We start from the raw sequence: 26182 nt of genomic DNA, 5'->3' as shown, positions 1-26182 counted from the left end.
CCGCAGACTGGATCAGGCCGGGTGGCTGCCGCGCGCCTTCTCGCGGCGCCGGCGCGCCAGCATGTTCAGCCCCTCCACGGCCGTGGAGAACGCCATCGCCGTATAGATGTAGCCCTTGGGCACGTGATGGCCCAGGCCGTCGGCAATCAGCGTCATCCCGATCATGATCAGGAAGGCCAGCGCCAGCATCACGATGGTCGGATTGCGGTTGATGAAGTTGGCCAGCGGCGTGGCGGCCACCAGCATCACGGTCACGGCGGCGATCACGGCCACGAACATGATCGGTACGTGATCGGTCATGCCGACGGCCGTGATGATGCTGTCGATCGAGAACACCAGGTCCAGCACCAGGATCTGGCCGATGGCGGCGGCAAAGCTGGGCACCGCGCGCACCTTTGCCGCTTCGTCGCCGTGCTCGGCGTCGGGCGCCACGTGCTGGTGGATCTCGCGCGTCGCCTTCCAGACCAGGAATGCACCGCCGGCCATCAGGATGATGTCCCGCCACGAGATGCCCTTGCCGAAGATCGTGAAAACCGGCTCGGTCAGCGCCACGATGATCGCGATGGTGGCCAGCAGCGCCAGCCGCAGGATCAGCGCCAGGCCGATACCGATGCGGCGGGCCTTTTCCCGGGTTTGCTCGGGGAGCTTGTTGGTGAGGATCGATATGAAGATGAGGTTGTCGATGCCGAGCACAATCTCCATGGCCACCAGCGTGGCCAGCGCGGCCCAGGCGGACGGGTCGCGTACCAGTGCGAGCAATGTTTCCATGCGGACTCCAGATCTCCGGGGGGACGGTGGACGACAGGCCGGGGCGGCGGCCCGCAAGCGGACAACAGCCCACATGGTAGCGCACACCCCGGCGTGGACGGAACCGGTACAGCAGGTCAGTGCGCGCGCGGATGCAGATCGAGGTTGTCGAACCGCGATTGTGAAATATAGTATGTGATATACCAAGACATCTAACGCATCACTATCATCACAATCGAGGAGACAACCATGAAGATTTGTATCTATGGGGCCGGCGCCATCGGCGGCTACATGGGCGCGCAGTTGGCGTTGGCCGGGGCCGACGTCAGCTTCATCGCCCGCGGGCCGCACCTGGCCGCGATGCAGGCCCACGGCGTGCGCCTGCAGATCGAGGGCGAGGAGCGCGTGGCGAAAGTGCGATGTACCAACGATCCGCGCGAACTGGGCCCGCAGGACTACGTGTTCATCACGCTCAAGGCGCACCAGGTGCCGGGCGTAGTGGACCTGATGCAACCGCTGCTGGGCCCGGACACGGCTGTGGTGACCGGCGTCAATGGCATTCCGTACTGGTACTTCCACCAGCATGGCGGCGAATTCGCCGGCCGCACGCTGGAATCGGTGGACCCGGGCGGCAAGCAGTGGAATGGCCTGGGGCCGGAGCGCGCCATCGGCTGCGTGCTGTACCCGGCGGCCGAGATCGTGGCGCCGGGCGTCATCAAGCACGTCTATGGCAAGAAATTTCCGATCGGCGAGCCCGATGGCAGCCGTTCCGCGCGCGTGACGCGGCTGGCCGAGATCATGGGCCAGGCCGACCTGGACGCGCCGGTCCGGGACAACATCCGCGACGAGATCTGGCTCAAGCTGTGGGGCAACCTGTGCTTCAACCCCATCAGCGCGCTGACCCACGGGACGCTGGATGTCATCACGTCGGACCCGGCCACCCGGGCGCTGTCGAAGCAGATGATGCTGGAGGCAAAGGCCATCGCCGAAAGCTTTGGCGTGCATTTCCGCGTCGACGTGGAGCGCCGCATCGATGGTGCGGGCGCGGTGGGGGCGCACAAGACGTCGATGCTGCAGGACCTGGAGGCGGGCAGGGCGATGGAAATCGACCCGCTGCTGACGGTGGTCCAGGAAATGGGTCGGATGATTGGCCAGCCGACGCCGATGATCGACGCGGTGCTGGGCCTGATCAAGCAGCGCGACACCATGGCAAAGGCAGCGCAGGCGGCGCCGGCGGCACAGGCCTCAGCGGTGCCAGTGGCGCGCGCGGCCTGAGGGCGGAGGGCAATGACCCTCCGGTCCTGCCTTCGATGTGATATACCATATACGAAAGGCCGGATCGGCCCCTTCGCCCGCGTTGCCATGCGCGCCTGCCCAAGATAGATGAGCAGGACGCATGGCGCCATGCCAAACTGGATGGAATGACGTTCGCGAAGGGTCGGCCGCCACCGGGTGCCAACCGGCACCCGGGGCTCCGGCCACTGATGAGTGCATTCATGTCTGCCCAAAGCCAACCCGAAGTCCAGCCGCATGTACAGCCGCACGGGCTGTCCCTGTCGCTGCAACCGATCAATGCGGGCGCCAGCCTGCGCGACCAGGCGTACGCGATGCTGCGCCAGGCCATTGCCGACGCCGACATCTACCAGTCGCGCGAGGAGGTGAGGCTGGACGAGCGCGTGCTGTCCGAAGCGCTGGGCGTGAGCCGCACGCCGATCCGCGAGGCCATGACGCTGCTGGAGCAGGAAGGCTTCCTGCGCACTGTGCCGCGCCGGGGTATCTATATCACGCGCAAGACCAAGCGCGAGATCGTGGAGATGATCCAGGTCTGGGCCGCGCTGGAGAGCATGGCCGCGCGGCTGGCCACCGAGAACGCCTCGGACGAGGAAATCGGCAAGCTGCGCCATATGTTCGACAGCTTCCGCGATTCGACGCCGGCCGAGCATATCGAGGAATACTCCGACGCCAACATCGCGTTCCACCAGGCGATCGTGCAGCTGTCGAAGTCGCAGATCATCATGGACCAGATCAAGAACATATTTGTCCATGTGCGCGCCATTCGGAAGATGACGATCTCGCAGAGCGACCGCGCGGCGCGATCGATCGTCGACCATCTGCGGATCATCGAGGCGCTGGAAAAGCGCGACACGGAACTGGCCGAGCGCCTGGTGCGCCAGCACTCGCTGGACCTGGCCGAATACGTGCAAAAGTATTGCGATTTCCTGGATTGAGCGGCCTGTCGCGTCACGCGATGTTTGGCCGCTGAGCATTGGCCGGTGCGAGCACGCGCCGGCACCTCCCTTCCCATCTCCCCATCCGCCGCCCCCCGGCACGCGGCGCGTCGTCCTTGGCGTGTGAGCGCCGTTCTCCCGGTCTCTGAATCCCCCTGAACAGCCTTTTGCAAGGCTGCGCGTGCGGCCAAATTGCGTTTGCTGCGCTGCAACGACGAAACCTGCGCATATGGGGGTGAAACCCTCTTGCATCTCCGTGATATACCACATACTGTATGTCAAAAGAACACGCAAACCCAGGAGACAAGCATGGCCGAGAGCCGGAACCCCAGCGACACCAGCAGCCCGGAGCAGCGCAAAGCTTTGGATGGCATCCGCATCCTTGACATGACCCATGTGCAGGCCGGTCCGTCGGCCACGCAGTTGATGGCATGGATGGGGGCCGACGTGATCAAGGTTGAAATGCCGGGCCGGGGCGACATCACGCGCGCGCAGTTGCGCGACGTGCCGAATGCCGACAGCCTGTACTTCACCATGCTGAACAGCAACAAGCGCAGCCTGACGCTGAACATGAAGACGCCGGAGGGCAAGGCGCTGCTGGAAGACCTGATCCAGCAGAGCGACGTGCTGATCGAGAACTTCGGCCCGGGGGTGCTGGCTCGCGCCGGGTTCGACTGGGACCACATCCAGAACCTGAATCCGCGCATGATCTATGCGTCGATCAAGGGCTTCGGCCCCGGCCCGTACCAGGACTGCAAGGCGTATGAGAACGTGGCGCAGTGCATGGGCGGCTCGGCCTCGACCACCGGCGAGGCCCACGGCACGCCGATGGTGACGGGCGCGCAGATTGGTGATTCGGGCACCGGCGTGCACTGCGTGGTCGGCATTCTGGCCGCCTTGCTGCAGCGCGAGCATTCGGGCCGCGGCCAGCGCGTGGAAGTGGCCATGCAGGACGCCGTGCTGAACCTGTGCCGCGTGAAGCTGCGCGACCAGCAGCGTCTGGAGGCCGGCCCGTTGCGCGAATATCCCAATGAACAGTTCGACGACCACGTGCCGCGCGCCGGCAACGCGTCGGGCGGCGGCCAGCCGGGCGCCGCGCTGCGTTGCGCGCCGGGCGGCCCCAACGACTACGTCTACGTCATCATCCAGCCGCAGGGCTGGGAGCCGCTGATGCGCCTGTGCCGCCGCGAGGACCTGATCACCGATCCGGAATTCGCCACGCCGGAAGTGCGGCTGAAAAAGCTGTCCACCTGCTTCGGCATCATCGAGCAGTGGACGCAGGGCCGCAGCAAGTTCGAGGTGATGAACGCGCTGAACCAGGTGGACGTGCCGTGCGGCCCGATCCTGTCGATGAAGGACCTGATCGAGGACCGCTCGCTCTACGAGCGCGGCTACCTGGTGGAGCTGGAGCATCCGGCGCGCGGCAAGTACGTGCAGCTTGGCTCGCCGATCATGATGTCGGCGTCGCCGGTCAGCGTGGAGCGTTCGCCGCTGCTGGGCGAGCACACCGACGAGATCCTGGAATGGCTGGGCCGCTCGCCGGCGCAGATTGCCGCGCTGCGCGTGGCGGGGGCCATCTAGACGCCGGCGCCCAGCCCGCGCGGGCCCATCTCCACGGCCCCTGACAGGGGCTCCATTTCCGCTGACAGCGCAGGCGCGGCACGCCCGCCGCCTGCCGAAGGAACGCTGCCGTGCAAACCTGGATTCGCTTCCGCCGTCCTGACGGCGACACCGCTTACGGCCGGATCGACGACGCCGATGCCGACCGGGTCATCGAATACGATGGTCCCGGCTATGCCGATCCCCGCCCCACGGGCAACACCTACAGCTATGGCGCGCTGGAACTGCTGGCGCCGTGCCAGCCCGGCAAGATCGTGGCGCTATGGAACAACTTCCACGCGCTGGCGGCCCGGCTGGAAAAGTCGGTGCCCGTGCATCCGCTGTTCCTGCTCAAGCCGGCTAGCTCCCTGGCGGGCCCCGGCGACGCGATCGTGCGGCCGAGTGGCTACACCGGCAAGATCGCCTACGAGGGCGAACTCGGCATCGTCATCGGCCGCGAATGCCGCAACGTGCCGCTCAGCGCGGCGGCGTCGCACATCTTTGGCTACACCATCGTCAACGACGTCACGGCGGGCGAACTGCTCAACGCCGATCCCAATTTCCCGCAGTGGACGCGCGCCAAGGGCTCGGACACCTTCGGGTGCATCGGGCCGGCCATCGTCCGCGATTTCGACTGGCGCGCCGCCAGCGTGGTGACCCGCCTGGACGGCGTCGAGCGGCAGAACTACCCGCTGTCGGACATCGTGTTTTCGCCAGAAGAGCAAGTCAGCCGGCTGTCGCAGGACATGACGCTGATGCCGGGCGACGTGATTGCCGTCGGCACGTCGATCGGGGTTGGATCGATGAAGGACGGCGCGGTCGTGGAGGTGTCGATCCGCGGGATCGGCGCGCTGGTCAACCACATGCGCGGCTGAAGCCGGCTGCGCCTGGGCAGGGCGGGGCGTTGTCTTTTTTACGCCCCGGTTTGCAGGAAATGCTGCGTTGCATCGACGAAAGTTGGTCGCAACACGGGAAAATTCCTTGCCGATTGTTGATATATCACATACCGTATTTCAGCGTCGCCGGCGGATGCGGCCTCAGGAGGAGACACCGGGGCAGCCGTTGAAGACATCCCAGCAGAGACATTCCCATCACCGTCACTTTGCAAAGAAGGAAGCAACCATGGCAGAAGTCGGCAACGAACTGCAGCGTCACGCTGTGGAAGAGCAACAGGCACAAACGGATGGTTTTCATCTGGTCATTGACGCGCTGAAGCTCAATGGCATCGAGAACATCTACGGCCTGCCCGGCATTCCGGTCACCGATCTGGCCCGCCTGGCGCAGGCCAACGGCATGCGCGTCATCAGCTTCCGCCATGAGCAGAACGCAGGCAACGCGGCGGCCATCGCCGGCTTTCTGACGCAGAAGCCCGGGGTTTGCCTGACCGTGTCGGCGCCCGGCTTCCTGAACGGGCTGACGGCGCTGGCCAACGCCACCACCAACTGCTTCCCGATGATCCTGATCAGCGGCTCCAGCGAGCGCGAGATCGTCGACCTGCAGCAGGGTGACTACGAGGAGATGGACCAGTTGGCCATCGCCCGTCCGCACGCCAAGGCCGCCTTCCGCGTGCTGCACGCCGAAGACATCGGCGTAGGCGTGGCCCGCGCCATCCGCGCGGCCGTATCGGGCCGTCCGGGCGGGGTCTACCTCGACCTGCCGGCCAAGCTGCTGGCCCAGTCGATGGAAGCCGAGCAGGGCCGCAAGTCGCTGATCAAGGTTGTTGATCCCGCCCCGCGCCAGCTGCCCGCGCCGGACGCGGTGGACCGCGCCGTGGAGCTGCTCAAGGGCGCCAAGCGTCCGCTGATCCTGCTGGGCAAGGGCGCCGCGTATGCCCGCGCCGATGCCGATATCCGCGCGCTGGTCGAGAAGACCGGCATCCCGTACCTGCCGATGTCGATGGCCAAGGGCCTGCTGCCTGACACGCACCCGCAGTCGGCGTCGGCCGCGCGGTCGTACGTGCTGGCCGAAGCCGACGTGGTGATGCTGGTGGGCGCCCGCCTGAACTGGCTGCTGTCGCACGGCAAGGGCAAGACCTGGGGCAAGCCGAAGCAGTTCATCCAGATCGACATCTCGCCGACCGAGATCGACAGCAACGTGGCCATCGCCGCGCCGGTGATCGGTGACATCGGCTCGTGCGTGTCGGCACTGCTGGGCAAGATCGGCAACGACTTTGCCAAGCCGGGCGCCGACTGGCTGGGCGCGGTGGAGGAGCGCAAGGACAAGAACCTGTCGAAGATGGCCGAGACGCTGGCCAGGGATACGTCGCCGATGAACTTCCACAGCGCGCTGCGCGTGCTGAAGGACGTGGTCAAGGACCATCCGGACATTCCGTTCGTCAACGAAGGCGCCAACACGCTGGACTACGCGCGCGCCGTGATCGACATGTACCAGCCGCGCAAGCGCCTGGACGTGGGCACCTGGGGCGTGATGGGCGTGGGCATGGGCTACGCGGTGGCCGCGGCGGTGGAAACCGGCAAGCCGGTGCTGGCCGTGTGCGGCGACAGCGCGTTCGGCTTCTCGGGCATGGAAGTTGAGACGATCTGCCGCTACAACCTGCCGATCTGCGTGGTCGTGTTCAACAACAACGGTGTCTACAAGGGCATCGACGTCAACCCGTCGGGCGGCAAGGACCCGGCGGTCACGATGTTCGTGCCGGGCGCCCGCTACGACAAGATGATGGAGGCGTTTGGTGGCGCGGGCCACACCGCCACCACGCCCCAGGAACTCGAAGCCGCGGTGCGCGACGCGCTGCGGTCGGGCAAGCCCACGCTGGTCAACGCCGTGATCGATCCGGCCGCGGGCACCGAAAGCGGTCGGCTGACCAACCTCAATCCGCAAAGCTCGGCCAAGAAGTAATCCCCTGCATTTCACCTCCATTCCAATGGGAGACAGAACGTGAACCTACCTCTGAACGGCATCAAGATCATCGACTTCACGCATGTCCAGGCCGGCCCCGCCTGCACGCAGCTTCTGGCGTGGTTTGGCGCGGACGTGATCAAGGTGGAGCGCCCGGGATCGGGCGACGTTACCCGCACGCAGCTTCGCGACGTTCCGGACGCCGACGCGCTGTACTTCACGATGCTGAACAGCAACAAGCGCTCGCTGACGCTGGACACCAAGAAGCCGGAAGGCAAGAAGATCCTGGAGCAGCTCATCCGCGAGTCGGACGTGCTGGTGGAAAACTTCGGCCCGGGCGCGCTGGACCGCATGGGCTTCTCGTGGGAGCGCATCAACGAGCTGAACCCGATGATGATCGTGGCATCGGTCAAGGGCTTCAGCGACGGCCACCACTATGAAGACCTGAAGGTCTACGAGAACGTGGCGCAGTGCGCGGGCGGTGCCGCATCCACCACGGGCTTCTGGGACGGCCCGCCGACCGTGTCGGCTGCCGCGCTGGGCGATTCCAACACCGGCATGCACCTGGCCATCGGCATCCTGACGGCCATCATCGGCCGCCAGCAGACCGGCAAGGGCCAGAAGGTGGCCGTGTCGATGCAGGACGCCGTGCTGAACCTGTGCCGCGTGAAGCTGCGCGACCAGCAGCGCCTGGACCGCCTGGGCTACCTGGAAGAGTATCCCCAGTACCCGCACGGCACGTTCACCGACGTGGTGCCGCGTGGCGGCAACGCCGGCGGTGGCGGCCAGCCGGGCTGGGTGCTGAAGTGCAAGGGCTGGGAGACCGATCCCAACGCGTACATCTACTTCACGATCCAGGGCCACGCCTGGGAGCCGATCTGCAAGGCGCTGGGCAAGGAAGAGTGGATCACCGACCCGAACTACAACACGCCCAAGGCGCGCCAGCCGCACATCTTCGACATCTTCAACACCATCGAAGCCTGGCTGGCCGACAAGACCAAGTACGAAGCAGTGGACATCCTGCGCAAGTTCGACATCCCCTGCGCGCCGGTGCTGTCGATGAAGGAAATCGCCGCGGATGAATCGCTGCGCAAGAGCGGGTCGATCGTGGAGGTGCCGCACAAGCAGCGTGGCACGTACCTGACGGTGGGCAGCCCGATCAAGTTCTCGGACATGAAGCCCGAGATCACCGGGTCGCCGCTGCTGGGCGAGCACAGCGAGCAGGTGCTGGCCGGGCTGGGCTACAGCGAGGAGGATATCTCCCGCTTGCGCGAGGCCCAGGTCATCTGACCCAGGTGCTGGCGCCCTGGGGCCAGCGTCCGGGTGCCGGGGCCGCGTGGATGGCATGCCACGCGGCCCCGGCGTGTTTTGGGCTCCCGGACGCCCCGACGGCCCGGCCGCAAGGCCGGTGCCATAATGAGCCGCCCGCTGACCGGGCGGTGCAGCAGATCCTTCTCCCCATTCCTCAGGAATGACCATGCAGACTGAAATCGACTACCAGCAACTGGTGTCCGCCATCGGCGACGCGGTCATCATCTCCGGCCCCGACGGCGCCATCACGCTGTGGAACCCGGCCGCCGAATACATGTTCGGCTATACCCAGGAAGAAGCCCTGGGCAAGTCGCTGGACCTGATCATTCCCGAGCGGCTGCGCGCGCGGCACTGGGAGGGCTACGACAAGACCATGGCCACGGGCCAGACCCGCTACGGCCACGACCTGCTGAAGGTGCCGGCGGTCAACAAGCGCGGAGACGCGATGTCGATCGCCTTTACCGTGGCGCTGATGCACGGCGCCGGCGGCGAAATCACCGGCATCGTGGCGGTGATCCGCGACGAGACCGCGCGCTTCCAGGAAGAACGCGCGCTGCGCAAGCGCATTACCGAGCTGGAAGCCAAGGCGGCGGCCGTGGCCGGCGCTGGCTGACGCAGGCCGGGCGGACTTCTCGTCCGCCGCTTCGGTGCACAGGGGGGCGGGGCCAGCCCGCTCCCGCTGCCTATTTCAACGCCGCCGCCATGGTCGACCCCAGTTCCGTGGGCGACATGGCCACGTGGACGCCGGCGCCGCGCAGGGCGTCGATCTTGGCCTGTGCCGCGCCCATCCCGTTCGAGACGATGGCGCCCGCATGGCCCATGCGGCGTCCCGGCGGCGCCGTGGCCCCGGCGATGTAGCCCACCACCGGCTTGCGCCGGCGCGCGTCGCGCAAGAACCGCGCGGCTTCCTCCTCGGCCGAGCCGCCGATTTCCCCGATCATCAGGATGCCTTCGGTCTGGTCGTCGGCCATGAACAACGCCAGGCAGTCGATGAAGTCCGTGCCGTGCACCGGGTCGCTGCCAATGCCGATGCAGGTCGATTGCCCGAGCCCGGCCGCCGTGGTCTGTGCCACCGCTTCATAGGCCAGCGTGCCCGAGCGCGACACCACGCCGATCCGGCCCGGCGCGTGGAGCGGCCCCGGCATCGCGCCGATCATGCACTGGCCGGGCGTGATGATCCCCGGGCTGTTCGGCCCGACAAGGCGGCTGGCGGAGCCTGACAACGCCCGCTTGACGCGCACCATGTCCATGACCGGCACGCCTTCCGTGATGCAGACGATCAGCGCGATGCCGGCGTCGATGGCCTCCAGGATCGCATCGGCGGCCGACGCGGGCGGCACGTAGATGACCGACGCATTGGCGCCGGTGGCCTCAGCCGCCGCGGCCACGGTGTCGAACACGGGCAGGCCCAGGTGCGATTCGCCGCCACGGCCCGGCGTGACGCCGCCGACCATGTTCGTGCCGTAGGCCAGCGCCTGTTCGGCATGGAACGTACCCTGCGCGCCGGTAAAGCCCTGGCAGATCACGCGCGTGTTCTTGTCGATCAGCACAGGCATGGCGCTCCTTTCTTGCGGCTGGCGCCGACGGCGGCCACGATTTTCCCGGCTGCCTCGGCCAGATGGCTGGCGCAGACGATGGGCAGGCCCGCATCGCGCAGGATCTGGCGGCCCAGGTCGGCACGGATGCCTTCGAGCCGGACGACGATCGGCAGGGTCAGGTCAGTGTCCCGCACGGCGGCGACCACGCTTTCGGCCATCGCGTCGCAGTGGACGGTGGCGCCAAAAAGGTTGAGCAGGATGCCTTCGACCTGCCGGTCGGCCCGCAGCAGCCGCAAGGCTTCAGCGAAGTGTTCCGGCGTGGCGTCGCTGCGCAGGTCGAGGAAGCTGGCCGGTTCGGCGCCGCCCAGCCGGACGAGGTCCATGGTGGCCATCGCCAGGCCGGCGCCGTTGGCCACGCAGCCGATATTGCCGCCCAGCCGCACATAGGCCAGCCCGTGGTGCGCCGCCTCGGCCTCGACGGGGTCTTCCTCGCTCTCGTCGCGCATGGCCTCGATCTCGGGATGGCGGAAGAGGGCGCTGTCGTCGAACCGGAAGGTCGCGTCCAGCGCGATCAGGTCGCCGCAGCCGGTGACGCCGAGCGGATGGATTTCCAGCAGCGAGGCATCGAGCTCGGTAAAGGCGCGGTAAGCGGCATGGACAAAGCGCGTGGCGGCGTCTACCTGCCGGCCGGACAGCCCCATCGCGCAGGCCAGCCGGCGCGCATGGAACGGCTGGATGCCGGTGGCCGGATCGATCGTCACCTTGAGGGCGCGGGTGCCCGCGTCGCCATCGGGGGCGGCCAGCATGGCGACCCGCGACGTGGCGCGGTCGATCTCGATGCCCAGGAACAGCTCGCGCTCCACCTCCACGCCTTTCTCGACGTAGAAGCGCCGCACCGTCCGTCCCGCCGGCCCGGTCTGGCCGGTCACCAGGGTCTGGCCCAGCATCTGGGCCGCGTGGGCTTGCACCGCGTCGATCGACGTGGCGACGCGGACGCCGCCCTGTCCCGAATCATCGCCGGCAAAGCGCCCTACATCGCGGCCGCCGGCGTGGATCTGCGCCTTGACGATCCAGGCCGGACCTCCCAGCTTGCGTGCGGCGTGGGCGGCCTCGTCCGGCGTGAAGGCCACGCAGCCCGGGGGGACGGGCACGTCGTAGCGCCTCAGCAGCTCCTTTGCCTGATGCTCGTGAATATTCACGTGTCTCCTTGTGCGTCTGGCCGGCAAACTGCTGCCGGTCTGATATCGTTATTGGAATATGGTATGTGATATACCAACGAATGCAAGGAGATGTGCTGGAAAGGATGCTTGGGGCCACGACCGCCTATAAAAGCAACGGGCCCCTTGAAGGGGCCCGCAGCGGACGGTGTCGGCGCCAGGAAGGCGTTGCGCGGAATCAGTTGATGCCGGCGCCTTCGCGGGCCTTCAGGTACGCGTTCTTCTTGTCGAAAATCAGCTGGCTCAGGAACGGCGCGTCATAGGCCGTGAGCAGGTGGGCATGGTATTGCTCGATGTAGCGCGTGACGCGCGTCTTCTCGCATTCGATGCCGCAAAGCCAGTCGAACATCGGCATGTCCCAGCGGAAGCGCAGGCCGAGTTCTTCGAACGCGGCGTTGAAGGCCGCCAACTGGTTGTCACGATCAGGACGGCGCATCTCGCTGACGGCCGCCGACATTGCGGCGGTGGCGGGCGCGTCTGACTGGAGGTGGTTCATGATCGTCTCCTCGGGTTGAACAACACACGTCTTTCGCGTGTGAAGTGGAGCTTAGGCCCGGGGAACGATTTACGATAATTAAAGTTTCAGCGCAAAACCATAAGTCATCGTTTATGTATGGGATGACTTGGGCCGATGGGGGCGGATCAAGCCTTCCACGCCCGTGATCTGCTGGATCAGCGTGTGGCCTTCTTCCATCAGGAACTGCTTGAAAGCCAGCGCCACGGGCGGCAGGCGCTTGTTCTTGCGGTGGACGACATACCAGTTGAGCATGACCGGGAAGCCCTGGATGTCCAGCACCGCGAGCTTGCCGGCCTGCAGCTCCAGCCCCACCGTGTGCGCGGACAGGAACGCAATGCCCATGTTGGCGATCACGGCCTGCTTGATCGTCTCGGTGCTCTTGATCTCCATGGCGATGCGCAGGTTCGACAGCCGGCCCGCAAAGCCTTCCTGCATCGAGTTCCAGGTGTCCGATCCTTTCTCGCGCGACACGAACGCTTCCTCGGTCAGGCCGGCCAGCGGGATGTTGCGCTCGCCCACCAGCGGGTGGTTTGGCGCGGCGACGATCACATAGGGGTGGGGCGCGAACGGCTCGGCAATGGTATCCATGCCCTCCGGCGGGCGCACCATCACGGCCAGGTCGGTCAGGTTGCCGCCCAGCTGGTGCAGCAGTTCCTCGCGGTTGTGCACTGCAAGGTTGAGCGTGACGCCATCATGCCGGTTCATGAATTCGGCCAGCAGCCGCGGGAAGAAATAGTCACCGGCGCTGATCACGGCGACGTTGAGCCGCCCCCCGGATATACCCTTAAGCTGCGCCATCGCGTCTTCCGCTTCGCGGAATTGCTGGATGATGCTGCGGCTGTAGTGGAGCATCTCGGTGCCCGCCGGCGTCAGGTAGATGCGCTTGCCGAGCTGTTCGAAGAGCGGCAGCCCCACGTGCTGCTCCAGCTGCCGAACCTGTGTGGAAACAGCGGGTTGGGTGAGGTGCAACTCCTCCGCCGCGCGCGAAAAGCTCAGGTGGCGGGCCACCGTTTCGAATACTTTCAGCTGGCGCAGCGTGGCATTCTTCATTGAACGATTTCCCGCAATCTATAAACGATCGTCAATGATCATAATAAAAAACTTTATGCTGTGCTGATCTAAGTTTGAAGTAGCATCAATCCACGAATTCAGTGCCGCAATGTCAGGCGCTCATTGAGTAGTGAAAGTCGGGCGTCCCCCCAGGCCAGCCCACAACGCGCGCCGCAGAGCGCGAAAGACACTAATGCAAGGAGACAACGACATGGCGCACTTCGATGCGACAGGCCCCGCCATGGGCGACACCAACGGCGGTCTGCTCCGCAACCGCTGGTTCCAGCTATTCATCGGCGTACTTTGCATGGGCCTCGTGGCGAACCTCCAGTATGGCTGGACGCTGTTCGTGGCGCCCATGAACGCCAAGCACCATTGGGGCGACTCTGCGATCCAGGTCGCCTTTTCCATTTTTATCGTCACCGAAACCTGGCTCGTGCCGCTGGAAGGCTGGCTCGTCGACAAGTTCGGCCCGCGTCCCGTGGTGGCCGGCGGGGCGATCTGCGCCGGGCTGGCGTGGGTCATGAATTCCTATGCCACGTCGCTGCCGATGCTCTACACGGCCGCCGTGATTGCCGGGATTGGCGCGGGCGGGGTCTATGGCACCTGCGTGGGCAACGCGCTGAAGTGGTTCCCGGACAAGCGGGGCCTGGCCGCCGGCCTGACCGCGGCCGGCTTTGGTGCCGGCTCGGCCCTGACCGTGATCCCGATCGCCAACATGATCCAGAAGTCGGGCTACGAGCATGCGTTCTTCACGTTCGGCATCCTGCAGGGCGTGCTGATCTTTGCGATGGCGCTGCTGCTGGTGAAGCCGCAGCCGCCGAAGGGCGTGAAGGCCAACAAGGCCATCCTGACCAATCCGGTGGAGTTCACGCCGGGCCAGATGGTGCGCACGCCGGTGTTCTGGGTGATCTACGCCTCGTTCGTGGCGGTGGCGGCCGGCGGCATCATGGCCACGGCGCAGCTGGGCCCGATTGCCAAGGACTTCGGCTTCGCCACGATGCCGGTGACCATGCTGGGCATGACGCTGCCGCTGCTGACGATGACGCTGTCGATCGACAATCTTTGCAACGGGCTGACGCGGCCGCTGTGCGGGCTGGTCTCGGACCGCATCGGGCGCGAGAACACGATGTTCGTGATCTTCATCGGCGAGGGGCTGTCGCTGATCGGCCTGCTGGAGCTGGGACACAACCCGTACTGGTTCATGCTGTTCGCGGCGCTGACGTTCCTGTTCTGGGGCGAGATCTTCTCGATCTTCCCGGCGCTGTGTGCCGATACGTTCGGCAGCAAGTTTGCCGCCGCCAACGCCGGCACGCTGTACACGGCCAAGGGCACGGCCGCGCTGCTGGTGCCGCTGGCATCGGTGCTGTCGCATACCGGGGGCTGGAACCTGGTGTTCGCAGTGGCGGCCGTCATGACCGTGGCGGCAGGGCTATCGGCAAAGTTCGTGCTGCAACCGATGCGCCGGCGCTTCATCACCGGCCACGCGGCGGCCAGGACGGTCGGCGACAACGGCTACCTGGCCGGTCTATCCACGGGCAAAGGCGAATAGCCGGCGCTCCCAACCCCAGTAGTCCCCGCACAGGAAGGAGCGGCACCATGAATGTTTCGCTTCCTCAGTTGAAGGCGTTCGCCGCGGTGGCGCGCCAGAAGAGCTTTACGCGCGCGGCGGCCGAGCTTGGCCTCACGCAGTCGGCCATCAGCCGCAGCGTGCGCGAGCTGGAAGAAGAAATCGACCAGCGGCTGTTCGATCGCACCACGCGGCAGGTGGAGCTGACCGACGCCGGCGAGATGCTGTCGCAACGCATCTGCCATCTGATCGAGGAGGTCGAGCAGACGCTGCGGGACAGCCACGGCACCTGCAAGCCATCGCAGGGCACGGTGCAGATCGCTACTGATCCGGTGCTGTCGTCGATGTCGGTGCCGATGTGGCTGGCCGGGTGCCGCAAGGCGTGGCCGGGCATCGGCATCACGCTGCGCGACAAGGCGCATGACTCGGTGCTGCAGAGCGTGCGCAGCGGCGAGGTCGATTTCGGCATCGCCAGCAACCCCGCCGCGTGTGACGACCTGTATTGCGAGCCGCTGTGCACCGATCCGCTGCAAGCGGTCCTGCCGGCGGACCATCCGCTGGCGGCGCGCGAGTCGCTGGGGTGGGGCGAACTGGCTGACGCGTCGGTGCTGGCCCTCGATCAGAACTCGGGCGTGCAGCCGGCCGTGGAGCGCGCGCTGTCCACGTACCACGTGCGGCCCGGCTCGCTGCAATTGCTCGGGCATTTCGCGGCCATCTTCGGCATGGTGGCGATGGGGCTCGGCATCGGCGTCGTGCCGTCTCGCGCGCAGGCCAGCGGCATGGCGCCAGCCGCGGTGTTGCGCCCGCTGCGGCCACAGGTGACGTCGAACGTCATGCTGGTCCGGCGCAAGGCCCGCTCGCTGAAGCCCAATGCCGCGGCCGTGTGGGACAACCTGCGCGCCCAGGAGTACGACCAGGGTTTGCTGAAGAAAGTAGGGTAGGGCGATGAACGGGATTCATCTGGTGCGGTGCGATAGCGTGATTTGTGTCGCTATCGACATTTTTCGGAGCTGATCTGCCCGTAGCGCACCCTTCGACATCTTCTTTTGAGACGCACAACGCACCCCCCGGGGTGCGTTGTTGTTTTTGGAGCAAAAACTCTACTGATATACCACATACCAAATATTTACAGACCTCGCAGTGCAGCATATAATGAATCCACCTTGATCCTTACGACTTAGGAGTTTTCATGAACGCCACGCTGCTTACCATCCTCGCCCTCGGTGTCCTTTCGCTGGGTGTCACCGTGACTTACGTGCTCGCCACCGTCCTGCCGATGGGTCTGCTGACCACCGCCCAGGAACACGGCCGTTTCGCTGGACTGGGCTCGTCGGAAGAATCGACCGGCATCGGCAGCTCGGCTTCGGACATGGTGCTCCAGCCGCGCTTCCTGCACGCCTGATCGCCATTCAGTCAGTCATCAGTCTCAAGTAGTTGCAGTCTGGGTGTTGTAGCGGCCGGCAACCCCCGCAGTAGTTGAGTTCAAGCAGTCCTCAGCGGCCGTCTTCTCTGCAGTTCTCCATGCCCCTGCGCCCGCGGACCTCAGGTCCCGACGCAGTCCGGCAAACCTCCCCATTCCTTGACGATTTCTCTGTCTCGCGCCTCGCCGCACGGCCCGCGCTTTCGCGTCGCCATGGCGAGATTTCAGCGTTTCCGGGACTCCGGACTTTCCCTAGCACGGGTTATCCGTGACATGCGCCGCAGCATTTTTCATTGATGCCCGATCCATCTCCAAGTGGTTGATCCGAAAGGGAAGTGCCCGGCCTGGCGATGCAGTTTTCATGCGACCGCTGCACCAGTGCGGACCATCTCGCCACTGCGCACTTTCGATTGTCTTCTTGAGCAGTCAGGTATCGCGCCGAATCGGCTTGACTTGGTTGATATATCACATACTGTATAGCACTAGGACGGTTCAGCCGGCCGCATAACAAGACAGCACAACAGACTCACCATAAGAAGACTCACCACAACAAGACCTACCCAAGAAACACCAGGCAGTAGACACCATGGCATCCAATGCAGATGCCCATTCCACAACGGTGGGACCACCCACCTAGAAGGAGACACCATGGAAAGTCAGCAAAGCGCACGCGCGCAAGCGTCGTGGTATGCATCGCCGTGGATGCAGCTCGTATTTGGCGTGATCTGCATGGCGATGATCGCCAACATGCAATACGGCTGGACACTGTTCGTCAACCCGATCGACGAGAAATACCACTGGGGCCGCACGGCCATCCAGGTGGCGTTCACCATTTTCGTGGTGACCGAGACCTGGCTCGTGCCGATCGAAGGCTACCTCGTCGACAAGTACGGCCCGCGCCCGGTGGTGGTGGGCGGGGGGCTGCTCTGCGCAGTGGCCTGGGCGTTGAACTCGGTGGCCTCCACGCTGCCGATGCTGTACGTGGCCGCCGCCATCGGCGGGGTGGGTGCCGGGGCGGTCTATGGCACCTGCGTCGGCAATGCGCTGAAGTGGTTTCCCAACCGTCGCGGGCTGGCGGCCGGGCTGACCGCCGCCGGGTTTGGCGCCGGTTCCGCGGCCACCGTGGTGCCTATCGCCAACATGATCAAGACCAGCGGCTACGAATCGACGTTCCTGTCGTTCGGCCTTGGCCAGGGCCTGATCGTGATGCTGCTGGGGGTGCTGCTGCTGCCGCCGTCGACCAAGATCCTCGGCGAAGTGAAATCGACGCTCAAGGCCGCCGCCACCTACAACGCGTCGCCGCGCCAGGTGCTGTCGTCGCCGATCTTCTGGGTCATGTACGCGATGTTCGTGATGATGGCAGCCGGCGGCCTGATGGCGACGGCCCAGCTCGGCCCCATCGCCAAGGACTTCGGCCTGCATGACTCGCCAGTGTCGATCATGGGCCTGACGTTGCCGGCCCTGACCTTCGCGCTGACCATCGACCGCGTGCTGAACGGGCTGACCCGGCCGTTCTTTGGATGGGTATCCGACAACATCGGCCGTGAAAACACGATGTTCCTGGCCTTTGCGGTGGAAGCGGTGGGCATCCTGCTGCTGGCCCGCTACGGCCACAACCCCGTGGCGTTCGTGGTGCTGACCGGCATCGTGTTCTTCGCCTGGGGCGAGATCTACAGCCTGTTCCCGGCCACCTGCGGCGACACGTTCGGTCCCAAATTCGCCGCCACCAACGCCGGCATGCTTTACACGGCCAAGGGCACGGCAGCGCTGCTGGTACCGTTCTCAAGCGTCATCACGGCCGCCACGGGCGACTGGTACGCGGTGTTCATGCTGGCGTCGGGCATGGCTGCCATCTCGGCACTGATGGCGATCTTCGTCCTCAAGCCGATGCGGGAAGCCCACGCAAAGAAGTACGTCCAGGACGCCTCGACGCCGATGGGGTATCGCGCGGTACCTGAAGATCTGACGTGATCGTCTGGTTGCTGGACCATCCCTGACGAGAAAGCCCGCGAAAGCGGGCTTTTTTTATGGCGTGGAAGGTTGTTGGTAGCTGTTTAGCAATTAACCGCCAAGCGTCCCAATCACCAACGAGCGCTTCCGGCCGAGGCCGGAAGCAGGGTGGGCGAGCAGGGAAGGGGGAGCAGGCGGGCTCAGTGCGGCGCGGACGTCTGGCGGGCCGGCGCCGTGCGGATGGGCGGCACGGCCGGAGCGGCGGCCAGTCCGCAGATGAAATGGGCGACATGCGACACGACTTCCGCATCGCGCAGGATGCGGCGATGGCCCAGGCCCTCGGTCGTGATGAGCCGCGCGTCGGGCCACGCGCCTGCGATGGCCGCGCCGTCTTCCCAGCGCACTTCCTTGTCGTCGCGGTCGTGGATGACCAGCACGGGCGGCACGGGCCGCGTACGGCCGATGTCGGGCACGTTGAAGCTCGACCACGGTGCGCCCAGCCACTGTTCGCTCAGCGCGCGCATGCGGTCGAGCACGCGCGGCGCGGCGCCGAGACGCCAGGCGAGCGTGGAGCAGGCGTCGTACATGTCGGCGGGCGAGCCGATCATCGCCACGCCGCGGGTCGGCAATCCCTCGCGGATGGCCTGCGCCGCCGCCGCGCCGCCCAGCGAGTGGGCGACCACCGCGTGGACCGGCCCGACATGCCACGCCACTGCCAGCAGCGAGCGCGCCATCTCCAGCACCGACGACTGCTGCTGGCCACGCGCGCCGGCATCGGACGCGCCGTGCGACAGCGCGTCGAAGGCCACGACGCGCATCCCGGCCGCCAGCAGCCCGGTCGCTATCGCGTGCCATTGCCCGGCGTTGCCGCCCCAGCCATGCGCCAGCAGCACCACCGGGCCCTTGCTGCCCCACCGATACACGCGCACGCGGCGGCTGCCGCCCTGGCCGGTCACGAGGGCCCATTCCGTGCGCGCAGAATCGAGCAGGCGGCGGCCTTCGGGGCTGATGCGCCCTTGCGGCGGGCTGAACCAGAGGCGTTCCAGCGCGTGCGCGGTCGCCGTCGGAAAGAACAGGCTGCCGGCCTGCCAGCGCAGCCGTTGCCAGGCCGCGACGGCGGCCTCCAGCGTTTGGCCGAGGCCACGACGATTCGGGGGGTTGCCACGCGGCGAGGACGGGGCGGGGCGGGATGTGGATGACAGCACTTGCGGCACGACGAATACCTCCGGCTGATACGTTGCCCACCTGAGCGGCGGCAAGACCCTTTTGGGTGAATTTTTTTATGCTTTACGACCGACCGGTCGTGCTATTTTCCAGGCAAGAAAACACGGCAACCTTGCCGTGGGAACTGGATTCAATATGGCCGGGCGGACGCCTCGGCGCGATTCTCTCTGAAGTCATTGACCAGTCGCGCGAACGCGCGACGTGCCATCGTTTCGGCGTCGCTGCGCGCCATCAGCCGCGATGCCTGGTGGTACGACATGCCCACGCCGACCATCTCGAACGCAAACTGACGCGCGTCGGTGTCGGCGCGCAGATCGCCTTCGTCGATGGCGTCGCTCACGACGCGCACGATGGTGCTGTGCCAGTCCTTGAACGCCTGCACCAGCTTGTCGCGTATCACGCCAGGCCGGTTACGGTACTCCTGGGACAGCGCCATGAACACGCAACCGCCTTCGCTCACGGCGCCGGCAATCCACGTCAGATATCCGTCGAACAGGGTCTCCAGCCGCCCGGCGCCGCGGTCCACGCGCATGGCCGGCTGCACGACGATTTCCGAGAACCGTTCCATCGCGCGACCCAGCACGGCTTCCTGCAGCGCCTCTTTCGACTTGAAGTGGGCATACAGGCCGCTCTTCGACATGTTGGTGTCGGCGGCCAGCGAGGCCAGCGACAACTGCTCGAAGCCGACCTGCGAGGCCGCCTGCAAGGCCTGTTCGATGATCGCGGTGCGCGTGAGCTGTCCCTTTTGCATGCGCTGGAGAATAGCACGACCGGTCGGTTTGTCAACTTGCCTTGTGCCACACATGGACGATACTGATGTGACGTCAACGCAAAGCGTGCATTCTCGTTATGTGGGGGCGGGAGGAGGATGATGTGCGGTATCCGTCTTTTGGACGAGGGTCCGGGCGTCAGGATCAAGCCATCATAAGAAATCTGTAAAAGTGTTCCACAACAGACCTTACGGAACGCTTAACGTGCTCTATACTCGAATGCACGTCCGCGCACTTTTTTTTCACTGGTGACTGGAGACCGACATGAACAGTACAGCCGTGCCAAGAGGCGCTAGCGAACCGTTCCGGCAACTGCGGGCGTTGCGTCGAGCGCGCAAGCTCAAGCAGGAGGACGTCGCCCGTAAGGCCGGGATTTCCCGCGAGGCATATCTTCGTGCCGAATCGGGCCAGGCCGACCCGCGCATGTCCACTTTCCTGGCGGCCTGCGAGGCGCTGGGGCTGGAAGTCGTGCTGGCGCCGCAACACCTTGCCGCCGACGTCAACGCATTCATTGCCAGCCGCAACGGCGGCGTGACGGCGGCGTCGATGGCAGGCCAGCCCGCCCAGGCTGCAGCGCCGGCTGCATCGAGCCCCACGTCAGGTGGATTCGGTTCCGGATCCACGCCGGGAGAGGGCCACAAGCCCGTCTGACCCGAGGAATTCGCGACAGGGCAGGTCGATCGATCTGCCCTGTCGTGCATTTCCATCCAAGCCAGGCCGTCCGGCCTGTGCCATGTCCTGCCTGTCCGGCGCCCCTCGCGGGCGTTGTCCCAGCGTCGCCCGCGCCGCTGCGTTCCGCTTTTTTTCCGTTTCCACCTTCCTGTCCGCCCGCCACACCGGCTGGCCCGTCCCCGCTCGCCTATCGTAATTGTGGTTTGACATCGCGCGGCAACGTTATTACGATTTGGTGAATCGGTTTTACTATTCGTAATTCACGGACGTGGCGACCACGCCATGCCGATGAGACGCACGCTGGCCTGCCGGCCGGCGGAGGTGTGAGAGGAAGACTTCATGACGCAGACACAATTGCACGCGGCCGAGACGCACGTGGCCCAGTACATGTCCGGCTTTGCCAACGAATTCGCCACGGAAGCCTTGCCCGGCGCGCTGCCGGTGGGCCGCAATTCCCCGCAGCGGGCGCCGTACGGCCTGTATGCCGAGCAGATTTCCGGCACGGCGTTCACCGCGCCGCGCGCCCACAACCGGCGGTCGTGGCTGTACCGGATGCGCCCGGCGGCCATGCACAAGCCGTTCGAGCGCATCGACAACGGCCGCTGGCTGAGCCGTTTTGACGAAGTGCCGCCGTCGCCCAACCAGATGCGCTGGAATCCGCCGCCGATGCCGGCCGCGCCCACCGACTTCGTCGACGGCATCGTCACGATGGCCGGCAATGGCGGCCCGGAGGCGCAGACCGGCTGCGGCATCCACCTGTACCTGGCCAACCAGTCCATGCAGGACCGGTTCTTCTACAACGCCGACGGCGAGATGCTGATCGTGCCGCAGCAGGGCCGCCTGCTGATCGCCACCGAGATGGGCCGGCTGGCCGTGGAGCCGCAGGAGATCGTCGTGATTCCGCGCGGCGTGCGTTTCCGCGTGGAACTGCCCGACGGCCAGGCGCGCGGCTATATCTGCGAGAACTACGGCGCGCTGTTCAAGCTGCCCGACCTTGGCGTGATCGGCTCGAACGGCCTGGCCAACCCGCGCGACTTCCTGACGCCCGTGGCCAGCTACGAGGACCGCGAAGGCAGCTTCGAGCTGATCGCCCGCTTCCAGGGCAACCTGTGGCGGGCCGAGATCGACCATTCGCCGCTGGACGTGGTGGCGTGGCACGGCAACTACGCGCCGTACAAGTACGACCTGCGGCACTTCAACACGATCGGTTCGATCAGCTTCGACCATCCGGACCCGTCGATCTTCCTGGTGCTGCAGGCGCCGTCGGACACGCCGGGCGTCGACACCATCGACTTCGTGATCTTCGGCCCGCGCTGGCTGGCCGCGCAGGATACGTTCCGCCCGCCCTGGTTCCATCGCAATATCGCCAGCGAGTTCATGGGCCTGATTGCCGGCGTCTACGACGCCAAGGCCGACGGCTTTGCCCCGGGCGGCGCCAGCCTGCACAACTGCATGAGTGGCCACGGCCCCGATGCCGAGACGTTCGAGCGGGCCAGCGCGGCCGATACGGGCACGCCGCACCATATCCAGGACACCATGGCGTTCATGTTCGAGACGCCGGGCGTGATCCGCCCCACCCGCTACGCCGCCGAATCGGCGCTGCTGCAGCACGACTACTACACGTGCTGGCAGGGCCTGAAGAAGCATTTCAATCCGAACGTGCGCTGATTTCCGGAGTGCCACAACAATGACCGCCCCCAAGACCAGCTGGGTTGCCTCGGCCAACGACGGCAAGACCCATTTCCCGCTCCAGAACCTGCCCTACGGCATCTTTTCCACCGCCGGCGGCACGCCGCGCGCCGGTGTGGCCATCGGCGACCAGGTGCTCGACCTGTCCGTGCTCGACGACGCCGGCCTGCTGCCGGCTGCTGCCCGCGGCACGTTTGCCGGAGCCAGCCTGAACCGCTTCATCGCGCTCGGCAAGCCCGTGTGGTCGGAAACGCGCGCGCGGCTGACCGCCTTGCTGTCCAGCGACGACCAGACGCTGGCCGGCAACGCGGCGCTGCGCGACAAGGCGCTGGTGCCGATGGCATCGGCCACGATGCACCTGCCGGTGGACATCCCCGGCTACACCGACTTCTATTCGTCGCGCGAGCACGCCACCAACGTCGGCCGCATGTTCCGCGACCCGGCCAACGCGCTGCTGCCGAACTGGCTGGAAATCCCCATCGGCTACAACGGCCGGGCCAGTTCCGTGGTGGTCAGCGGCACGCCGCTGCGCCGCCCGAACGGCCAGATCAAGCTGCCGGACCAGCCGCGCCCCGTGTTCAGCCCGTGCCGCAAGCTCGACTACGAGCTGGAAATGGCGTTCATCGTCGGCAAGCCGTCGACGCTGGGCGAGCCGGTCAGCACCGCCGACGCCTCGTCGCACATGTTCGGCATGGTCATCCTGAACGACTGGAGCGCCCGCGATATCCAGCAATGGGAATACGTGCCGCTGGGCCCGTTCAACAGCAAGGGCTTCGGGACGTCGATCTCGCCATGGATCGTGACGATGGAAGCGCTCGAACCGTTCCGCAGCGACAACCCCGAGCAATCGCCCGAGCCGCTCGACTACCTGCGCCAGCCGGCGCGCAACGCCTACGACATCGCCCTGGAAGTGGCCCTTCAACCCGCTGGCGCCCCGGCCGCCACCACGGTCTGCCGCACCAACTTCAAGGCGATGTACTGGACGATGGCCCAGCAACTGGCTCACCACACCGTGTCCGGCTGCAACGTCCGCGTGGGCGACCTGATGGGCTCCGGCACGATCAGCGGCACCACGCCCGATTCGTTCGGCAGCCTGCTGGAAACCACCCGCAACGGCGCCGAGCCGGTGACGCTGGCAGATGGCACCACGCGCGGCTTCCTGGAGGACGGCGATTCGGTCGTCATGACGGGCTGGTGCCAGGGGGAGGGGTATCGGGTGGGATTTGGCCAGGTGGAGGGAAAGATCCTGCCAGCCAAGCGCTGATACACCGTAGATTTCCGATCTCCGGAACGGGGCGGGAGCAGTCAGTGAGGGCTGCTTCCGCCCCGTTACATTTGCGCAGGAACGTTACGGTTGCGCCATAGCCTCGCGCACACCCTTTATGCGAGAATTCGGCCCTGACAAAAACGCGGGGTAGAAGTTCGCGATGCCCGCCTTGCCCCCTGTCGGAGGGGTGCAGGCGAGGGTGCCGGAACCGACACCATGAAAGCCGTTGTGGCGCACGCTGGCATGTCCGGATGCTGCCGGCGCCGGGCCAGGGCGACGAACGCCCGTGCGCTACAAAATACATACAACGTCGTCGATCTGATCGGTCTTTGACACTAATTTCAGGGAAAAATGCGGAACTGTCCCCGGGGTCGCGCGGACATGGTCGCCTTGCGCGCGCCATTCTCGTTCGCCGTGGCCAACGCCTGAGGCGAGCCCGGGTTCACATTCACCCACGCGATTGGCATGGCAATGGAATTTGGAATTCGCGCATGGGCGGCGATAGCGCCGGCATTGCATACGCCTGAAGCCTGGCAGGCCTGGGCGTTGGCGCCCTGGCTGCCCGATGGCACGGCCCTGCCGGCACTCCAGGCCATGGCCCCGATGTTGCGCCGGCGCGTCAATGCAATTGGCAAGGCAGCCCTGCATCCCACTTACGACGTGGTGGCCGAGCTCGGCGAGGGCGACGGTGCGCCCCACCGTCCCGCTGTCTTCGCATCGCGCCATGGCGATACCCAGCGCGCGTTCGAGATGCTCAGTGAGCTGGCTGCCGGCGAGCCGTTGTCGCCCACCGCGTTCGGGCTGTCGGTCCACAACGCGATCGGCGCCATGTTCACGATCGACCGGGGCGACGCCTCGAACCTGCAGGCCGTCGCCGCAGGGCGCGATACGGTGGAAACCGCGGTCGTCGAGGCCTGCGCCCTGCTGGCCGACGGCGCCGACGAGGTCCTGCTGGTCTGCTACGACGCGCCGCTGCCCGAGGCCTATGCCGAATTCGCCGACGAGCCGGGCTGCCTGTATGGCTGGGCCTGGCGCATCGGCCGTCCCCAGGCCGGCAAACCTGTTTTCACGCTCGACATCGTGCAGCCGCGCAGCGCTGGCGACAGCCATCCCGTCCGCCACGCGCTTCCCCATGGGCTCGACGTGCTGCGGTTCATGCTGGCAGGCGAACCGGCACTGCCGCATCGTGGCGAGCGCGCGATCTGGAGGTGGCAACGTCATGGTTGAACGCCTGGACCGCATGTGGCGGGTCTGCGCCACCGGCTTCTGCTTTTCCAGCTTCGGCGTGGGCGGCCTGCTGCTGCGGGTGCTGGTGTTTCCGGTGCTGGCGATCCTGCCGTGGTCCACGCAGACACGCCAGCGCGCCTGCCGCGGCTTGATCCATCATGCCTTCCGTCTGTTTGTCTGGCTAATGCACACGGTGGGCGTCATCCGCCATGAAGTGCGCCATGCCGAGCGTCTGCGCCGGCAGGGCCTGCTGATCGTTGCCAACCATCCGTCGTTGATCGACGTGGTGTTCCTGATGTCGCTCACACCGCGTCCGGATTGCGTGGTCAAGTCCGCACTCGTGCGCAACCCGTTTACGCGCGGTCCGGTGCTTGCCACCGGCTGGGTCCGCAACGATGCCGGCGCGGCCATGGTCGACGACTGCATCGCCTCGCTGCGCGCGGGCAACAACCTCATCATCTTTCCCGAAGGCACGCGCACGCGTCCCGGGCAGGCGCTGCAACTGCTGCGCGGGGCCGCGAACGTTGCCGTGCGCGGCGGGTTCGCGCTGACGCCGGTGGTCATCCGCTGCCATCCGCCCACGCTGACCAAGGGCGAGAAGTGGTACCACGTGCCGGTGCGCCGGCCCCGGTTCGTCATCGACGTCCATCCCGACGTGGCGGTATCCGAATGGGTGCCGACGGGGCTGGACGACGCGCTGGCCGTGCGTCACCTGACGCAATCGCTATCCGAATTTTTCTCCAGGGAGATCCGCCGTGAAGGCGCTTGAGCAAGAAATCAAGGAACTTATCATCTCGTCGCTGTCCCTCGAGGACGTGACCGCGGATGATATCGACCCGGCGGCGCCGCTGTTCATCGAAGGTCTCGGCCTCGATTCCATCGACGCGCTGGAGCTTGGCCTGGCGCTGCAGAAGCGCTATGGCATCACCATGAATGGCGACAAGGAAGCGGTTCGCGCCCGCTTTGCCAGCGTGTCCGCGCTCGCTGCCTTCGTGGCCGAACAGCGCGGGCAGGCGCCGGCCTGATCCATCGACACAGTAATCCTGCCCAGACACGGAGTCCGACATGACCCATGACGAAATCTTCGCGCGCGTGGCCGCGGTTCTTGAGGAAACCTTCGAGATCGAGCCGGCCCGCATCACGCCGGAGGCGCGTCTGTACGACGACCTCGACATCGACAGCATCGACGCGGTGGACCTGCTGGTGAAGCTCAAGCCAATGCTGAACAAGCCACTCAAGCCCGAGCAGTTCAAGTCCGTGCGCACCGTGCAGGACGTGGTGCAGGCGCTGGCGCTGCTGATCGACTCCCCGGCAACGGCCTGACGCCGAG

The 26182-nt window shown here is 65.9% G+C and carries 25 protein-coding genes; 18 read left to right on the top strand and 7 right to left on the bottom strand.

Annotated features, from left to right (window positions below; translation table 11 throughout):
* Positions 1 to 12: 12 nt before the first annotated feature.
* Positions 13 to 768 carry a TerC family protein gene (locus QTN24_RS10580; protein ID WP_124685265.1) on the bottom strand — a complete coding sequence of 252 codons (756 nt, stop codon included), beginning with the start codon at positions 766 to 768 and terminating at the stop codon, positions 13 to 15.
* Between the two features lie 228 nt (positions 769 to 996).
* Between QTN24_RS10580 and QTN24_RS10575 the strand changes: the two genes are divergently transcribed.
* The 7 genes from QTN24_RS10575 to QTN24_RS10545 all read left to right on the top strand — a co-directional run bounded on the left by QTN24_RS10575 (position 997) and on the right by QTN24_RS10545 (position 9354).
* On the top strand, positions 997 to 2022 hold the full coding sequence (locus QTN24_RS10575) for a 2-dehydropantoate 2-reductase (protein ID WP_313836909.1): 1026 nt from the start codon (positions 997 to 999) through the stop codon (positions 2020 to 2022).
* Between the two features lie 221 nt (positions 2023 to 2243).
* Positions 2244 to 2975, top strand: a complete 732-nt coding sequence (locus tag QTN24_RS10570; RefSeq protein WP_124685263.1) for a GntR family transcriptional regulator — start codon at positions 2244 to 2246, stop codon at positions 2973 to 2975.
* 309 nt (positions 2976 to 3284) lie between these two features.
* A complete protein-coding gene (gene frc / locus QTN24_RS10565; protein WP_124685262.1) occupies positions 3285 to 4556 on the top strand; it encodes a formyl-CoA transferase in 1272 nt (423 codons plus the stop codon).
* Positions 4557 to 4666: 110 nt separating this feature from the next.
* The gene (locus QTN24_RS10560) at positions 4667 to 5449 is read left to right on the top strand and encodes a fumarylacetoacetate hydrolase family protein (protein ID WP_313836906.1); all 783 of its coding nucleotides are present in this window, start codon (positions 4667 to 4669) and stop codon (positions 5447 to 5449) included.
* Positions 5450 to 5696: 247 nt separating this feature from the next.
* Complete coding sequence (gene oxc / locus QTN24_RS10555; protein WP_124685260.1) at positions 5697 to 7430, top strand: oxalyl-CoA decarboxylase; 1734 nt, start codon at positions 5697 to 5699, stop codon at positions 7428 to 7430.
* 39 nt (positions 7431 to 7469) lie between these two features.
* Complete coding sequence (gene frc / locus QTN24_RS10550) at positions 7470 to 8720, top strand: formyl-CoA transferase (RefSeq protein WP_313836903.1); 1251 nt, start codon at positions 7470 to 7472, stop codon at positions 8718 to 8720.
* A 187-nt stretch (positions 8721 to 8907) separates the two neighbouring features.
* Positions 8908 to 9354, top strand: a complete 447-nt coding sequence (locus QTN24_RS10545; protein WP_313836901.1) for a PAS domain S-box protein — start codon at positions 8908 to 8910, stop codon at positions 9352 to 9354.
* A 70-nt stretch (positions 9355 to 9424) separates the two neighbouring features.
* Here QTN24_RS10545 and sucD read toward each other — a convergent pair whose 3' ends face one another.
* From sucD to QTN24_RS10525, 4 genes are all read right to left on the bottom strand, one after another.
* Complete coding sequence (gene sucD, locus QTN24_RS10540; protein WP_313836899.1) at positions 9425 to 10297, bottom strand: succinate--CoA ligase subunit alpha; 873 nt, start codon at positions 10295 to 10297, stop codon at positions 9425 to 9427.
* Positions 10285 to 11478: an ADP-forming succinate--CoA ligase subunit beta gene (gene sucC / locus QTN24_RS10535; RefSeq protein WP_313836898.1), complete on the bottom strand. Its 1194-nt coding sequence runs from the start codon at positions 11476 to 11478 to the stop codon at positions 10285 to 10287. The genes sucD and sucC overlap by 13 nt, the downstream gene beginning before the upstream one ends.
* 196 nt (positions 11479 to 11674) lie before the next feature.
* The gene (locus QTN24_RS10530; protein ID WP_124685255.1) at positions 11675 to 11992 is read right to left on the bottom strand and encodes a LysR family transcriptional regulator; all 318 of its coding nucleotides are present in this window, start codon (positions 11990 to 11992) and stop codon (positions 11675 to 11677) included.
* A gap of 111 nt (positions 11993 to 12103) precedes the next feature.
* Positions 12104 to 13063, bottom strand: a complete 960-nt coding sequence (locus tag QTN24_RS10525) for a LysR family transcriptional regulator (RefSeq protein ID WP_124685254.1) — start codon at positions 13061 to 13063, stop codon at positions 12104 to 12106.
* Between the two features lie 211 nt (positions 13064 to 13274).
* Here QTN24_RS10525 and oxlT (QTN24_RS10520) point away from each other — a divergent pair, with 211 nt between their 5' ends.
* The 4 genes from oxlT (QTN24_RS10520) to oxlT (QTN24_RS10505) all read left to right on the top strand — a co-directional run bounded on the left by oxlT (QTN24_RS10520) (position 13275) and on the right by oxlT (QTN24_RS10505) (position 18024).
* Positions 13275 to 14615, top strand: coding sequence for an oxalate/formate MFS antiporter (gene oxlT / locus QTN24_RS10520; RefSeq protein WP_313836896.1), 1341 nt, complete (start codon positions 13275 to 13277; stop codon positions 14613 to 14615).
* A gap of 47 nt (positions 14616 to 14662) precedes the next feature.
* Entirely contained in the window at positions 14663 to 15574 is a 912-nt protein-coding gene (locus QTN24_RS10515) for a LysR family transcriptional regulator (RefSeq protein ID WP_124685252.1), read from the top strand.
* A gap of 248 nt (positions 15575 to 15822) precedes the next feature.
* A complete protein-coding gene (locus QTN24_RS10510) occupies positions 15823 to 16035 on the top strand; it encodes a hypothetical protein (RefSeq protein WP_124685251.1) in 213 nt (70 codons plus the stop codon).
* 666 nt (positions 16036 to 16701) lie between these two features.
* A complete protein-coding gene (oxlT, locus tag QTN24_RS10505; protein WP_124685250.1) occupies positions 16702 to 18024 on the top strand; it encodes an oxalate/formate MFS antiporter in 1323 nt (440 codons plus the stop codon).
* A 179-nt stretch (positions 18025 to 18203) separates the two neighbouring features.
* Here the strand turns inward: oxlT (QTN24_RS10505) and QTN24_RS10500 are convergent, their stop codons facing one another.
* Together QTN24_RS10500 and QTN24_RS10495 are read right to left on the bottom strand one after the other, a co-directional pair.
* Positions 18204 to 19217, bottom strand: a complete 1014-nt coding sequence (locus QTN24_RS10500) for an alpha/beta fold hydrolase (RefSeq protein WP_409559001.1) — start codon at positions 19215 to 19217, stop codon at positions 18204 to 18206.
* A gap of 140 nt (positions 19218 to 19357) precedes the next feature.
* The gene (locus QTN24_RS10495) at positions 19358 to 19978 is read right to left on the bottom strand and encodes a TetR/AcrR family transcriptional regulator (RefSeq protein WP_124685248.1); all 621 of its coding nucleotides are present in this window, start codon (positions 19976 to 19978) and stop codon (positions 19358 to 19360) included.
* A 283-nt stretch (positions 19979 to 20261) separates the two neighbouring features.
* Here QTN24_RS10495 and QTN24_RS10490 point away from each other — a divergent pair, with 283 nt between their 5' ends.
* From QTN24_RS10490 to QTN24_RS10460, 7 genes are all read left to right on the top strand, one after another.
* Positions 20262 to 20648 carry a helix-turn-helix domain-containing protein gene (locus tag QTN24_RS10490; protein WP_124685247.1) on the top strand — a complete coding sequence of 129 codons (387 nt, stop codon included), beginning with the start codon at positions 20262 to 20264 and terminating at the stop codon, positions 20646 to 20648.
* Positions 20649 to 21008: 360 nt separating this feature from the next.
* Positions 21009 to 22337 carry a homogentisate 1,2-dioxygenase gene (gene hmgA / locus QTN24_RS10485; RefSeq protein ID WP_313836891.1) on the top strand — a complete coding sequence of 443 codons (1329 nt, stop codon included), beginning with the start codon at positions 21009 to 21011 and terminating at the stop codon, positions 22335 to 22337.
* Positions 22338 to 22356: 19 nt separating this feature from the next.
* A complete protein-coding gene (gene fahA / locus QTN24_RS10480) occupies positions 22357 to 23622 on the top strand; it encodes a fumarylacetoacetase (RefSeq protein WP_313836889.1) in 1266 nt (421 codons plus the stop codon).
* Between the two features lie 468 nt (positions 23623 to 24090).
* The gene (locus tag QTN24_RS10475) at positions 24091 to 24852 is read left to right on the top strand and encodes a beta-ketoacyl synthase chain length factor (RefSeq protein WP_313836888.1); all 762 of its coding nucleotides are present in this window, start codon (positions 24091 to 24093) and stop codon (positions 24850 to 24852) included.
* Positions 24845 to 25621 carry a lysophospholipid acyltransferase family protein gene (locus tag QTN24_RS10470; RefSeq protein WP_313836887.1) on the top strand — a complete coding sequence of 259 codons (777 nt, stop codon included), beginning with the start codon at positions 24845 to 24847 and terminating at the stop codon, positions 25619 to 25621. The genes QTN24_RS10475 and QTN24_RS10470 overlap by 8 nt, the downstream gene beginning before the upstream one ends.
* The gene (locus QTN24_RS10465) at positions 25608 to 25877 is read left to right on the top strand and encodes a phosphopantetheine-binding protein (RefSeq protein WP_313836885.1); all 270 of its coding nucleotides are present in this window, start codon (positions 25608 to 25610) and stop codon (positions 25875 to 25877) included. The genes QTN24_RS10470 and QTN24_RS10465 overlap by 14 nt, the downstream gene beginning before the upstream one ends.
* A gap of 40 nt (positions 25878 to 25917) precedes the next feature.
* A complete protein-coding gene (locus QTN24_RS10460; protein ID WP_124685241.1) occupies positions 25918 to 26175 on the top strand; it encodes an acyl carrier protein in 258 nt (85 codons plus the stop codon).
* Positions 26176 to 26182 lie beyond the last annotated feature (7 nt).

It is taken from the genome of Cupriavidus sp. SZY C1, assembly GCF_032190535.1.
Taxonomy (GTDB): Bacteria; Pseudomonadota; Gammaproteobacteria; order Burkholderiales; family Burkholderiaceae; genus Cupriavidus; species Cupriavidus pauculus_C.
Note: the sequence above shows the minus strand (reverse complement) of the source record. Positions and strands in the feature narration are given on the sequence as shown.